The 13,070-nt window shown below is 55.4% G+C and carries 12 protein-coding genes; 10 read left to right on the top strand and 2 right to left on the bottom strand.

Features of this window, described 5'->3' with window-relative positions; translation table 11 throughout:
- Positions 1-133: 133 nt before the first annotated feature.
- From ACQY5R_RS00930 to ACQY5R_RS00885, 10 genes are all read left to right on the top strand, one after another.
- Positions 134-1,852: an acetolactate synthase 3 large subunit gene (locus tag ACQY5R_RS00930; RefSeq protein WP_428603429.1), complete on the top strand. Its 1,719-nt coding sequence runs from the start codon at positions 134-136 to the stop codon at positions 1,850-1,852.
- Positions 1,853-1,854: 2 nt separating this feature from the next.
- Positions 1,855-2,346: an acetolactate synthase small subunit gene (gene ilvN, locus ACQY5R_RS00925; RefSeq protein WP_428603427.1), complete on the top strand. Its 492-nt coding sequence runs from the start codon at positions 1,855-1,857 to the stop codon at positions 2,344-2,346.
- 111 nt (positions 2,347-2,457) lie between these two features.
- Positions 2,458-3,468, top strand: a complete 1,011-nt coding sequence (ilvC, locus tag ACQY5R_RS00920; protein WP_428603425.1) for a ketol-acid reductoisomerase — start codon at positions 2,458-2,460, stop codon at positions 3,466-3,468.
- Positions 3,469-3,770: 302 nt separating this feature from the next.
- A complete protein-coding gene (pssA, locus tag ACQY5R_RS00915) occupies positions 3,771-4,562 on the top strand; it encodes a CDP-diacylglycerol--serine O-phosphatidyltransferase (RefSeq protein WP_428603423.1) in 792 nt (263 codons plus the stop codon).
- A 327-nt stretch (positions 4,563-4,889) separates the two neighbouring features.
- Positions 4,890-6,434, top strand: a complete 1,545-nt coding sequence (locus ACQY5R_RS00910; protein ID WP_428603421.1) for a 2-isopropylmalate synthase — start codon at positions 4,890-4,892, stop codon at positions 6,432-6,434.
- 18 nt (positions 6,435-6,452) lie between these two features.
- The gene (locus ACQY5R_RS00905; protein WP_428603419.1) at positions 6,453-7,334 is read left to right on the top strand and encodes a uracil-DNA glycosylase; all 882 of its coding nucleotides are present in this window, start codon (positions 6,453-6,455) and stop codon (positions 7,332-7,334) included.
- Between the two features lie 24 nt (positions 7,335-7,358).
- Positions 7,359-7,823, top strand: a complete 465-nt coding sequence (gene rimI, locus ACQY5R_RS00900) for a ribosomal protein S18-alanine N-acetyltransferase (protein ID WP_428603417.1) — start codon at positions 7,359-7,361, stop codon at positions 7,821-7,823.
- 86 nt (positions 7,824-7,909) lie between these two features.
- Complete coding sequence (locus ACQY5R_RS00895) at positions 7,910-9,490, top strand: peptide chain release factor 3 (protein ID WP_428603415.1); 1,581 nt, start codon at positions 7,910-7,912, stop codon at positions 9,488-9,490.
- 95 nt (positions 9,491-9,585) lie between these two features.
- Entirely contained in the window at positions 9,586-9,828 is a 243-nt protein-coding gene (locus ACQY5R_RS00890) for a BolA family protein (protein ID WP_428603413.1), read from the top strand.
- A gap of 211 nt (positions 9,829-10,039) precedes the next feature.
- On the top strand, positions 10,040-11,119 hold the full coding sequence (locus ACQY5R_RS00885) for a hypothetical protein (protein ID WP_428603411.1): 1,080 nt from the start codon (positions 10,040-10,042) through the stop codon (positions 11,117-11,119).
- 57 nt (positions 11,120-11,176) lie between these two features.
- Here the strand turns inward: ACQY5R_RS00885 and ACQY5R_RS00880 are convergent, their stop codons facing one another.
- Together ACQY5R_RS00880 and ACQY5R_RS00875 are read right to left on the bottom strand one after the other, a co-directional pair.
- Positions 11,177-12,691: a fumarate hydratase gene (locus ACQY5R_RS00880; RefSeq protein WP_428603409.1), complete on the bottom strand. Its 1,515-nt coding sequence runs from the start codon at positions 12,689-12,691 to the stop codon at positions 11,177-11,179.
- Between the two features lie 111 nt (positions 12,692-12,802).
- Positions 12,803-13,045 carry a hypothetical protein gene (locus ACQY5R_RS00875; protein ID WP_428603408.1) on the bottom strand — a complete coding sequence of 81 codons (243 nt, stop codon included), beginning with the start codon at positions 13,043-13,045 and terminating at the stop codon, positions 12,803-12,805.
- Between the last annotated feature and the right edge of the window lie 25 nt (positions 13,046-13,070).

Genomic DNA, 13,070 nt, shown 5'->3' with positions numbered 1-13,070 from the left:
TTTTCACTTAGCCTGTTTGCGGCTTGACCTGTCTGTCGTATGTGAGTAATTTGTACCGTTCGATTTTTCCCCTGTATATTGTGCCGATCGGCGTGGGTAGGAGCCCAGAAACCGGTTGGTTGGGAGGTTATTTGTGGAATTGAGTGGTGCCGAGATCGTCATTCAGTGTTTGAAAGACGAAGGCGTTGAACATGTGTTTGGTTATCCTGGCGGTGCGGTACTTCATATTTATGACGCGCTTTTTCAACAGGATTTCGTAAAGCATATTCTGGTGCGGCATGAGCAGGCAGCAACCCATGCGGCGGACGGCTATGCCCGCTCCACCGGCAAGCCGGGTGTGGCCTTGGTTACTTCAGGCCCCGGTGCGACCAACGCCGTTACCGGTATTGCAACAGCCTACATGGATTCCATCCCGATGGTAGTGCTTACCGGGCAGGTTCCGACGCCCTTTATAGGTAGTGACGCCTTCCAGGAGGTTGATACGGTCGGTATCACTCGGCCCTGCGTAAAACACAACTTTTTGATCAAGGATGTCAAGGATATCGCAGAGACCCTCAAGAAGGCTTTTTATATAGCCACTTCGGGCAGACCGGGACCGGTTGTGGTGGATATCCCGAAGGATATCACGGACCCCAACAAGAAAATTCCCTACGACTATCCGAAAAAAATCAAGATGCGTTCCTATAGCCCGGTGGTGAAGGGACATCTGGGACAGATCAAGAAGGCTGTCAACTTAATGTTAAGTGCTGAACGGCCGGTTTTTTACACCGGCGGCGGCGTTGTGATCGGTGACGCCAGCGAGGAGTTGACGGCGTTGACCCGGGAGTTGGGTTTCCCGATCACCAACACCCTGATGGGGCTGGGGGCCTACCCCTCCAGCGATAAGCAATTCATCGGTATGCTGGGTATGCACGGTACCTATGAGGCCAACATGGCTATGCATGACACCGATGTGCTGATCGCCATCGGCGCCCGTTTTGATGACCGGGTCACCGGCCATATTGCCCACTTCTGCCCGAACGCCAAAATTATCCACGTGGATATCGATCCTTCATCCATTTCAAAGAATGTGCGGGTCGATGTGCCGATCGTGGGGCCGGTGAAGTCGGTATTGCAGGATATGCTGAAGGTACTCAAGGAAGGCAAAAAGCTACCCAATGCGACAGCCTTGAAAAAGTGGTGGGGACAGATTGACAGTTGGCGTGGTGCCGATTGTCTCAGTTACGACCACAGTCACCCGCAGATTAAGCCACAATTTGCTGTTGAAACTCTGCATAAGGTGACCGGAGGTGATGCCTTTGTCGCCTCTGATGTGGGGCAGCACCAGATGTTTGCAGCCCAGTTCTACGGTTTCGACAAGCCGCGGCGCTGGGTCAATTCCGGTGGCCTCGGCACCATGGGTTTCGGCCTGCCGGCTGCCATGGGGATTCAGATCGCTCACCCTGGCGCCGATGTGGCGTTGGTGACCGGTGAGGCAAGTATCCAGATGTGTATCCAGGAGCTGGCGACCTGCAAACAGCATGACCTACCGATAAAAATCATGCTGCTGAACAACGGTTACATGGGCATGGTGCGGCAGTGGCAAGAGTTTTTCTATGACGGGCGCTATTCGCACTCTTATGTGGATGCCTTGCCGGACTTTGTGAAGCTGGCCGAAAGTTTCGGCCATGTAGGTATGAAGATAGAGAAGCCGGGGGATCTGGAGGGGGCCATGAAAGAGGCCTTCGCACTGAAGGATCGCTTGGTATTTATGGATGTGGTGATCGATCCCACGGAAAACGTTTACCCGATGATCGAGGCGGGTAAGGGTCATCACGAGATGTATCTTCCCCCGAAAAGTGAGCTGGTCTAACCATGAGACATATAATTTCAATCCTGATGGAGAATGAAGCCGGGGCGTTGTCACGGGTGGCCGGTCTGTTTTCTGCACGTGGCTACAATATCGAGTCCCTGACGGTTGCGCCGACCGAAGATGCTTCACTGTCGCGCATGACCCTGGTGACCCGCGGGGATGAGAACATCATTGAGCAGATCACCAAACAGCTGAATAAGTTGATAGAGGTGGTCAAGCTGCTTGATCTCTCGGAGGGTCCGCATGTGGAGCGGGAGATGATGCTGATCAAGGTGCGGGCGGAGAAGAGCCAGCGTGACGAAATCAAACGGCTGGTGGATATCTTCCGCGGCAAGATTATCGATGTCACCGATTCCAGCTACCTGATCGAGATGACCGGGCAAGCCAGTAAACTGGATGCCTTTGTTAAAGCGGTGGAAGAGGATCTGATCGTCGAAGTGGTGCGTACCGGACCGTCCGGTATCTCCCGCGGTGCGAAAGGCCTTAGCCTCTGATACAACCGCTGACCGGCCCACCAGCCCGATAGATTAATAACGTTAAATTGACATGCTGATAGTGTGTCCCTGGATAGAAGCCAATATTTTGAAGGTACTACTGAAATGACCATGAATATCTATTACGACAAAGACGCCGACCTCTCTCTGATCCAGGGTAAAAAGGTCACGATTGTAGGGTACGGCTCCCAGGGGCACGCCCATGCCAACAATCTGAAAGATTCCGGCGTTGATGTCACCGTCGCCCTGCGTGAGGGTTCCGCCTCAGCCGTGAAAGCGCAGAATGCCGGCCTGAAAGTACAAAGTGTGGAAGCGGCGGTTGCCGAAGCTGACGTAGTGATGGTTTTGACCCCGGATGAGTTTCAGTCAATCCTCTATCGGGACCAGCTTGAGCCTAATCTGAAGCCGGGCGCCACCCTGGCATTCGCCCACGGCTTTGCCATTCACTACAATCAGGTGGTGCCGCGTGCCGATCTGGACGTGATCATGATTGCACCCAAGGCACCGGGCCATACCGTGCGTTCCGAGTTTGAGCGTGGCGGTGGTATTCCTGATCTGATTGCTGTGTTCCAAGACGCCAGCGGTCAGGCCAAGGACATTGCCCTCTCGTACGCCTCCGCTATCGGCGGTGGTCGTACCGGCATCATCGAAACCACCTTCAAGGATGAGACCGAAACCGATCTGTTCGGTGAGCAGGTGGTACTCTGCGGTGGTGCGGTGGAACTGGTAAAAGCCGGTTTTGAGACCCTGACCGAGGCTGGTTATGCCCCGGAGATGGCCTACTTTGAGTGTCTGCATGAGCTGAAGCTGATTGTCGACCTGATGTACGAGGGGGGTATCGCCAACATGAACTACTCCATCTCCAACAATGCCGAGTACGGTGAGTATGTAACCGGCATCAAGGTGATCAACGAGGAGAGCCGGGCAGCGATGCGCGAGTGTCTGAAGAATATTCAGAGCGGCGAATATGCCAAACGTTTTATCTCCGAGGGCCAGTCCAACTATCCCGAGATGACGGCGCGCCGTCGCCTGAATGCCGCGCACGATATCGAGGTGGTGGGCGAGCGTCTGCGTAGCATGATGCCGTGGATCAAGAAGATCGTGGACAAGTCCAAGAACTGATTCGCTTCTAGCCGATAAAAAACCGCGGGTTGCTGTTTGCGTACCCGCGGCTTTTTTTTGTCCGGAAATGGAGTGATGCCGCGTAGGCCAGGTATGGATTTAGGGCTGACTCCTCGTCGTTACCCTTGGAGCGGGCAGGGACAGGGTCCTGTCCCTACAGGCCGGATGGTGGATGGATGTTTTCTGATACTGAGCAGGGTCAACTAAGGGGGCGCTATAAAACCACCCGACCCATATTCGACTGTCTTTGCCTGCCAACTCCTCTATAATCAGGCCAGTTTAATCTAACAGGAAAAGCACCCATGCCGGAGACCCCTCTGCAGCAGAAACGCAGCCGTGGCATTTATCTGTTGCCGAATCTGTTCACCACCGCGGCCCTGTTTAGTGGTTTTTATGCCGTGCTGGCTGCCATGAACGGCAAGTTTGAGCACGCCGCCGTGGCGATATTTGTGGCCATGGTGATGGACGGGCTGGATGGTCGGGTGGCGCGAATGACCAATACCCAAACCGCTTTCGGCGCCGAGTACGACAGTCTTTCGGATATGGTGGCATTTGGCTTGGCGCCGTCCCTGGTGATGTATGTCTGGTCGCTCAATCACCTGGGTAAGCTGGGTTGGTTGGCCGCCTTTGTCTACACGGCGGGTGCTGCGCTACGTCTGGCCCGCTTCAATACCCAGGTTGGCACCGCTGATAAACGTTACTTCCAGGGATTGCCGAGCCCCGCCGCCGCCGCCATTCTGGCCGGCAGTGTCTGGGTCGCCGTGGAGTATCAGGTTCAGGGTGTCGATGTCTCTTATCTCGCTTGCCTGATCACCCTGGCTGCCGGCCTGCTTATGGTCAGCAATGTGCGCTACAACAGTTTCAAAGAGATCGATTTCAGGGGCAAGATTCCCTTCATGACGGTGGTGGTGATGATGCTGGTATTAGCCGTGGTCATCAGCCAGCCGCCGACGGTGTTGTTTGTCCTGTTTATGGTCTACGCGATATCCGGACCGGTGCTGACACTGCGATACCTGCATCAGCGTAGAGCGGAGCGACAGGCCATTCAGCGTGGTGAAGCAGAGAAGAAAGATGAGGCGCAATCGGAAGAGTGATTGGTTGCAGTGCTGCGCGGCACGCGGCGGGAAATAGATCACGCGGATCTTGGCAACGGGAAAAGCTTGCGGTATATTCGGTCGAAGCCCAAATTGGAATATCGATGAAATCATTCAACGCACAGACCTTGCGACACACTGCCCCCCGGGCAGTTGTGTCTGTGCGCACCCGCCAAGCTCTACTGCTCTCCCTGCTACTACTGCCCTGTGGGGCATAAAACGACACATGCCCTGGCGAGGGCCAAGCACGCAGACAAATCGACATTTTAAGAATAGAGCACACGGTGATTCGTCGCATAGGCGATTGGATCAACCCGGGAGCAGATTATGAGTAATCCAGATAAGTTGTACATCTTTGATACCACCTTGCGTGACGGCGAACAGAGTCCAGGGGCTTCCATGACCAAGGATGAGAAGCTGCGTATCGCCAAGGCGTTGGAAAAAATGCGGGTGGATATTATTGAGGCCGGTTTCCCGATCGCCAGTCCAGGGGATTTTGACGCCGTGCAGACAATTGCCCGTACCATCAAGGACAGTACCGTCTGTGGCCTGGCCCGGGCACTCGAGGCGGATATCGATCGCGCCGGTGAGGCGTTGAAGGACGCCAATTCCGGTCGTATTCACACCTTTATAGCCACCTCACCCATCCATATGCAGCAGAAGTTGCGGATGACGCCGGATGAAGTGGTGAAACAGGCGGTCTGGGCTGTCAAACGGGCTCGCCAATATACCGATAACGTGGAGTTTTCCCCGGAAGATGCCGGCCGTTCCGAGATTGATTTCCTGTGCCGGATTATCGAGCAGGCGATTGATGCCGGCGCAACCACGATCAATGTGCCGGATACCGTGGGCTACAATTTGCCGCAACAGTTTGGTGAGACCATTCGCACCTTGATCGAACGTATCCCCAACTCCGATAAGGCGATCTTCTCTGTGCATTGTCATAATGACCTTGGCTTGGCGGTCGCCAACTCACTGGCCGCCGTCTCTCAGGGGGCGCGCCAAGTGGAGTGCACCATCAATGGCCTGGGTGAAAGGGCCGGCAATGCCTCACTGGAAGAGGTGGTCATGGCGGTGCGCACCCGCCGCGATCTGTTTACCTGTGACACCAATCTGGATACCACCCAAATTGTAAACTGCTCGCGCCTGGTTTCCGGTATTACAGGTTTCCCGGTGCAGCCGAACAAAGCGATTGTGGGGGCCAATGCCTTTGCCCATGAATCGGGTATCCACCAGGATGGTGTGCTCAAGCATCGCGAAACCTATGAGATCATGCGCGCCGAAGATGTGGGCTGGAGCCAGAACCGCATGGTGATGGGCAAGCACTCTGGCCGCAACGCCTTTCGCACACGCTTGGAAGAGTTGGGTATCAGCTTCGATTCCGAAGAGGAGATCAATGACGCTTTCCGCCGTTTCAAAGACCTGGCCGATAAAAAGCATGAGATCTTCGATGAGGATCTCCAGGCGCTGGTTTCGGATGCCGGATTCAGTGCCGAAAATGAGCGTATCAAGTTGATTTCACTCAAGGTCTGTTCGGAGACGGGAGAGATTCCCCATGCCCGGGTCGTGCTTTCGGTGGATGACAAAGAGCGCTCGGGCGATGCCACCGGCAGTGGTCCGGTGGACGCGGCCTTTAAGGCGATCGAGTCGATGGTTCAGAGTAACTCGGAGTTACAACTCTATTCGGTCAATGCCATCACCAGCGGTACCGATGCCCAGGGTGAGGTGACCGTCAGGCTGCAGCGAAATGGCGGTATCGTCAACGGACAGGGTGCCGATACCGATATAGTGATTGCATCGGCCAAGGCTTACATCAACGCTGTCAATCGACTGGACCAGGAGCACAAGGCCCACCCCCAGGGCGATGTCTAATCCTTGATGCGAACCGAGATGAACGAAGCGGAACGACGGCAATATCTACAGGCGATGGGGATCCAATACTGGATCCCCAGGTCTGCGTCCGAAGATACTGTTGTGGAAAGGGAGACTGTCGGAGATCATCAAGCGGCAGAGCCGGTAGAGGTTGTGGCCGCACCGGTTTCCAAAGCTAATTCCAGACCATACATGGGTACGCCAGACCGTTCACTTCCCGACGATGAACCCCCTCCCTGGTTGGATGAGGTGCCTCCCCCGTCCAATGAGTATCTCCCGACGGAGGATCTGGTGGGCCATGCCGATCAACCGGGTTCCGATGATTTCCTGGATGACGGAGTGAGTCGGCTGGACTGGGCGGGGCTGGAGGCACGCGTCACCCAGTGTCAGGCTTGTGAGCTGCACAAAACCCGCATCCAAACCGTTTTCGGTGTGGGGAAGCGTGATGCCGACTTGTTGGTTATCGGCGAAGCGCCCGGTGCCGATGAGGATCGAAAGGGTGAGCCCTTTGTCGGGCGTGCCGGCCAGTTGCTCAATGCCATGTTGAAAGCGATCGGCCTGCAGCGCGAGCAGGTCTATATCGCCAATATTCTCAAATGTCGTCCGCCCGGTAATCGAGATCCGCGCGTGGAGGAGGTGGTGCACTGTGCGCCCTTCCTGCAGCGTCAGGTGGGGTTGATCAAACCCAGGGCCATCCTGGCGGTGGGTGCGGTGGCGGCAAAAAATCTGCTGCAGAGTGATGAGGCGGTGGGTCGACTTCGGGGAAGGGTGCATCAGTATAATGGTATCCCGGTGGTAGTCACCTATCACCCCGCCTATCTGTTACGTTCGCCGGAACAAAAGGCGAAGGCATGGCACGACCTGCAAAAGGCAGCTAAATTGATCCTGGCCAAGCCGTGAATCGGTCAAGCTGAAACGCATGCCATGAGTGCCATACTTCGGGATCCGCTGCTTCGGCTTCGCCCGCTCCGAGAGAGTGATATCGACGCCATCATGACGGTGGAGCACCGCTGTTACGAACACCCCTGGACCCCCGGTATCTTCCGTGATTCGCTGCGGGTCGGCTATATCTGCTGGGGCTACTTCTTGGATCAGCGGCTGGTCGGCTATGCCGTTATGTCGGTGGCGGCGGGCGAAGCCCATGTGCTGAATATCTGCACCGATCCGGAAATGCGTGGACAGGGATTGGCCCGCCGATTGATGCAGCGCCTAATCAATCAGGCCCGGGAGCGTGAGGCCGATACGGTATTTTTGGAGGTACGGGTCAGCAATCGGGTCGCATTGGGTCTCTATGAGTCCATGGGATTTAATGAGATCGGTCTGCGGCGCGGCTACTATCCGGCGGCCAAGGGTAGGGAAGATGCGATTCTCCTGGCCAAGGCGCTATAAACGTCGTACCAACCGTTTTGCATAGTACGCTCCTGAGTTACCTGAATTCCTGTATAATCCCGCTTTTGTCTGCGCAATAGATCCCCATGTCCGAACTTCTCAAGCAACTTCAACGGCGGCGCACCTTCGCCATCATCTCCCATCCGGATGCCGGTAAAACCACCTTAACCGAGAAGCTGCTGCTGTTCGGCGGTGCGATCCAGATGGCCGGAACGGTTAAGGGGCGCAAGGCGGCCCGGCATGCTACCTCCGACTGGATGGAGATGGAGAAGGAGCGTGGCATTTCGGTCACCTCCTCGGTGATGCAGTTCGCCTATGGCGACGGCATCGTGAACCTGCTGGATACGCCGGGACACGAGGATTTTTCCGAAGACACTTACCGCACCCTGACGGCGGTGGATTCCGCTTTGATGGTGATCGATGTGGCCAAGGGTGTGGAATCCCGCACCATCAAACTGATGGAAGTGTGCCGCATGCGTGCCACGCCGATTCTCACCTTCGTCAACAAACTGGACCGGGAGGGACGGGATGCCCTGGATATCCTCGATGAGATCGAGCAGGTGCTGGAGATCAAGTGTGCACCGGTAACCTGGCCCATCGGTATGGGGAAGCGGCTTAAAGGGGTTTTCGATCTGCGTACCGAAACCACCCATCTCTTCTCCGCCACCCATGGCGGAAAGATCCAGGCTGGCGAACTGATCCAGGGGCTGGATAATCCGCGCCTGGATGAGGTGTTGGGAGATATGGCGGATGAGTTGCGGGAAGAGATAGAACTGGTTCGGGGTGCCAGCCATGACTTGGATCTGGACGCCTACCTGCGAGGCGAACTGACTCCGGTGTTCTTTGGATCGGCTATCAACAATTTCGGTGTGAAGGAGTTGTTGGATGCCTTTGTGGAGTATGCCCCGGCTCCACGACCCCGGGAGACGCGGCAGCGCTCGGTCGAACCTTCGGATGAGAAGTTTTCCGGTTTTATTTTTAAGATACAGGCCAATATGGATCCGGCGCACCGGGATCGCATCGCCTTTATGCGGGTCTGCTCCGGCAGCTATAAGAAAGGGATGAAGATGCGTCATGTGCGTATCGGCAAAACGGTGCAGATCAGCAACGCCATCACCTTTCAGGCGGATGAGCGTAAGCATGTGGAAGAGGCGTGGCCGGGTGATATCATCGGGCTGCATAATCACGGCACCATCCAGATCGGCGATACCTTCACCGAAGGGGAAGAGCTGAAATATGAGGGCATTCCCTATTTCGCTCCCGAACTGTTCCGCCGCGTGGTGCTGAAGGATCCGCTGCGCTTGAAAGCGTTGCAGAAAGGAGTGTTGCAGCTCTGTGAAGAGGGGGCCACCCAGGTGTTTCGTCCACTGAAGAATAACGACCTCATCCTCGGTGCGGTTGGGGTGCTGCAGTTCGAAGTGGCGGCCCATCGGTTGAAGGGGGAGTATGGTGTAGAAGCGATTGTTGAGCCGGTCAGTGTGAATACCGCGCGTTGGGTTGAGTGTGATGACCCGAAGATGTTGGAACAGTTTCGCGCCAAGGCCCATGATAATCTGGCTCTGGATGGCGATGACCAATTGGTCTATCTGGCGCCTACACGGGTCAATCTGAGCTTGGCCGAAGAGCGTTGGCCAAAGATTCGCTTCCTGGCCACCCGAGAACTTTAATCGATAGCCGGTGTTGAATACACCTGCCATATACCTGTTAAACCCGCCTATTTACTGGGTTATGATCGGTCAAACATGCTTACGAGGTAGCAGTGATGGAAATTGATGCGATAGTGAATCTGATTGAGACCGGTTTACCCGGCTGCCAGGCGGTGGTTACCGGAGATGGACGCCATTTTGAGGCCGTGGTAATCAGTGATCAGTTTGATGGTAAGACGCCTATCCAGAAGCAGCGGATGGTTATGGCGACGGTGAAGGCCCAGTTGGAAAGTGATGAGCTGCATGCCTTGTCGATCAAGACCTACACCGAAGAGCAATGGAAGGCTTTGCAGGGGTAATCCAGACGGTCCGTTTTTCTCTTTCCCCCTATCTTCTTTATGGCCAGAGTCACCAGGAGGTGGCTCTGGTCTCCCCGCTAATAGTCGCTAACTGATTGATTATTTAGTCATTAGCTTCTCTGTTGCTGGTTCAAGTCCGGCGATTCCCGGCCGCTAGTCTGATAACTGCATATATATTTCCTGCAGACCCCGTCTGACTGGGAGGTGTTCGATGATTATTGCCGATTCCAAGGTGTCGCTTGCCAGTGATCATTCACTGGTTACTCGAAATGAAGAGCGTGAACGGTTGAAGATGTGGCGCGATGGTCAGTCCGATCAAACGATAGAGCGGTCTGATAAAGGTAGCGGAATCGGACGACTGGTAAGCGCGTTTGCCCGTGAAGCGCCCCGGCTCACGCTGTCGAGCGAAGCCGTTTCACTTCAGCCTGTGAAAATGGAGTTAAAAGAGCCGGAACCGCTGGAGCCCGCTGCAGAGCTGGAAGTCTCCCTATTGAAGCTGCTGGTTGAGCGGTTGGTTGGGAGGGCATTCAAACTGGTTGATACCGCTTCAATCAAAGCCGATACAGAGGCGGAGATGCCTGACGCCCCGGCTACTGAGGACCCGAGTGCATCCTCCGAGCGTGTGGGTTGGGGGATGACCTATGACTATTACGCTTCTCGGTATGAGTCCGAACAGACCCATTTTTCTGCAACGGCCGAAGTGAAAACGGCAGAGGGTCAATCCCTAACGGTTTCGATTAGTCTCAATATGAGTCGGGAATTTTATGCGGAACAGAGAATCAGTCTGCGTGCGGGTGATGCGTTGAAAGATCCGCTGGTGATCAACTTTGATGGGACGGCTGCGCAACTGACCCGCCGGGATTTCAGTTTTGATATTGATGCAGATGGGCGACTCGATCAGATTGCCTTTGTTGGCGAAGGCAGTGGTCTGCTGGCTCTCGATAAAAATCAGGATGGTCAAATCAACCATGGCGGGGAGCTGTTTGGCGCATTGACCGGGGACGGTTTCAAGGAGTTGGCGGCCCTGGATGAGGATGGAAATGGCTGGATCGATGAAGCGGATACCATCTATGACCGTTTACGTATCTGGAGTAAGGACGCCCAGGGAAATGACCGGCTGGTTGGTTTGGGACAGCAGGGTGTCGGGGCGATTTATCTGGGGAATGTGGCGACGTCGTTTTTGATCAACGATGCCGAGACTAACGCACTGGGCCAAGTACGTAGCAGCGGCATCTACCTGACAGATTCGGGTTCCGCCGGAACTGTTCAGCAGCTCGATCTGGTGGTTTAGCGGATCGATGTTCCCGGATAGCCATGTCTCTCTCGACTATCCGGGACCTTAACCTGATTAAGCCTTCAGTTTAGCGATTTTTACTTTCCATTCAGCCGGACCGCTCTGATGCACCGAGTTGCCCTGGGTATCCACGGCTACCGTTACCGGCATATCCTCGACTTCAAATTCCCTGATCGCCTCCATGCCAAGATCTTCAAAGGCCACCATCCTTGATGAACGGATCGCCTTGGAGACCAGGAAGGCCGCGCCGCCTACCGCCATCAGATAGATAGCGCCGTGCTTTTTGATGGCTTCAATCGCTACCGGGCCGCGTTCTGCCTTGCCGACCATACCCATCAGGCCGATCTCACCCAGCATCATTTCACTGAATGAGTCCATGCGGGTAGAGGTGGTGGGGCCAGCCGGTCCCACAACTTCGTCTCGGACGGGATCGACCGGGCCGACGTAATAGATAAAGCGATTCTTGAAATTGACGCCGTCCGGCAGGGCTTCCCCTTTGGCTAGCATATCCTGAATCCGCTTGTGGGCTGCGTCCCGTCCGGTCAGCAACTTACCGGAGATCAGTAGACTTTCCCCGGGTTTCCAACTGGCGATCTCTTCTTTAGTAATATTGTCGATATTGACCCGGCGTGCGCCGGCACCACCTTCCAGGCTGATTGTCGGCCAGTCTGAGGTCTTGGGTGGCTCCAGTACGGCTGGACCGCGGCCATCCAGGGTGAACTCCACGTGTCGGGTAGCGGCACAGTTGGGGATCATCGCCACCGGAAGGGAAGCGGCGTGGGTCGGATAATCTTTGATCTTTACGTCCAGCACGGTGGTTAAGCCGCCCAGACCCTGGGCACCGATACCCAGTGCATTCACCTTTTCGAACAGCTCCAGACGTAACTCCTCCACCCTGTTGTTCGGTCCGCGCGCTATCAATTCGTGGATATCGATGTGCTCCATTAGGGACTCTTTGGCCAGCAGCATCGCCTTCTCTGCCGAGCCGCCGATACCGATACCGAGCATGCCGGGTGGGCACCAGCCCGCACCCATGGTCGGTACCGTGTTCAGAACCCAATCCACCAGACTGCCCGAAGGATTAAGTACCGTGAATTTGCTCTTATTTTCCGAGCCACCGCCCTTGGCCGCCAAACTGATCTCGACTTTATCGCCGGCAACGATCTGGGTGTGTATCACTGCCGGGGTGTTGTCGCGGGTATTGGTGCGGTCGCCGGCAGGATCGCTCACCACCGAGGCGCGCAGCACGTTGTCGGGGTTACCATAACCTTGGCGAACGCCTTCGTTGACCATCTCTTGCAGGCTCATGTCGGCATCCCACCGAACATCCATCCCTACCTTGAGGATGGCGGTTACCATGCCGGTGTCCTGACAGATGGGGCGATGGCCTTCGGCGCACATCCTTGAGTTGACCAGGATCTGGGCCATGGCGTCCTTGGCGGCTGGCGATTCCTCTTTCTCCCAAGCGGCGGTCAATGCTTTGATGTAATCTGCCGGGTGGTAGTAGGAGATGTACTGCAGGGCATCCGCGATGCTTTGGATCAGATCGTCTTGCTTGATAGTGGTCATGGTTTGTCCCAGATGTAGTGGTTATCTGAGGCGCCATTATACCTTTGAATGGATGCCAGGGGTAAAAAAGCAGCAGGAAAAGCGGATGACTATCCAAATATTATTCTGGGCCTATTTCAACTCCTTGAGTACAGCGATGCCTTTCATTCGCTGTGCCCGCAGGATGCTCAACTCCTTTGTTAACTGGGCGTGCTTGGCCGGATCCGGCTCATGGAGCATGCGCTTCTTCAATTTATGCTCTTTTTCCCGCAACTGCTTCAGCACCTGGCGCATTTTTTCGCGCTTGTTTCGCAGGGAGCGTTGGTCGAGACTGAGGTAATCGGCCAGTTTCCTCAAGAGCTTTTTCCTTTTCATAACGGCACGGTTCCTGATGGTAGGG

Origin of the sequence: Sedimenticola sp. (assembly GCF_050289425.1) — a bacterium.
Classification (GTDB): domain Bacteria; phylum Pseudomonadota; class Gammaproteobacteria; order Chromatiales; family Chromatiaceae; genus Sedimenticola.
Note: the sequence above shows the minus strand (reverse complement) of the source record. Positions and strands in the feature narration are given on the sequence as shown.

What these genes read in the sequence shown, in the direction of transcription:
- ilvN (WP_428603427.1), top strand. Translation starts at nt 1,855, where the DNA reads ATGAGACATATAATTTCAATCCTGATGGAGAATGAAGCCGGGGCGTTG.
- ilvC (WP_428603425.1), top strand. Translation starts at nt 2,458, where the DNA reads ATGAATATCTATTACGACAAAGACGCCGACCTCTCTCTGATCCAGGGT.
- pssA (WP_428603423.1), top strand. Translation starts at nt 3,771, where the DNA reads ATGCCGGAGACCCCTCTGCAGCAGAAACGCAGCCGTGGCATTTATCTG.
- ACQY5R_RS00910 (WP_428603421.1), top strand. Translation starts at nt 4,890, where the DNA reads ATGAGTAATCCAGATAAGTTGTACATCTTTGATACCACCTTGCGTGAC.
- ACQY5R_RS00905 (WP_428603419.1), top strand. Translation starts at nt 6,453, where the DNA reads ATGAACGAAGCGGAACGACGGCAATATCTACAGGCGATGGGGATCCAA.
- rimI (WP_428603417.1), top strand. Translation starts at nt 7,359, where the DNA reads ATGAGTGCCATACTTCGGGATCCGCTGCTTCGGCTTCGCCCGCTCCGA.
- ACQY5R_RS00895 (WP_428603415.1), top strand. Translation starts at nt 7,910, where the DNA reads ATGTCCGAACTTCTCAAGCAACTTCAACGGCGGCGCACCTTCGCCATC.
- ACQY5R_RS00890 (WP_428603413.1), top strand. Translation starts at nt 9,586, where the DNA reads ATGGAAATTGATGCGATAGTGAATCTGATTGAGACCGGTTTACCCGGC.
- ACQY5R_RS00885 (WP_428603411.1), top strand. Translation starts at nt 10,040, where the DNA reads ATGATTATTGCCGATTCCAAGGTGTCGCTTGCCAGTGATCATTCACTG.
- ACQY5R_RS00880 (WP_428603409.1), bottom strand. Translation starts at nt 12,691, where the DNA reads ATGACCACTATCAAGCAAGACGATCTGATCCAAAGCATCGCGGATGCC.
- ACQY5R_RS00875 (WP_428603408.1), bottom strand. Translation starts at nt 13,045, where the DNA reads ATGAAAAGGAAAAAGCTCTTGAGGAAACTGGCCGATTACCTCAGTCTC.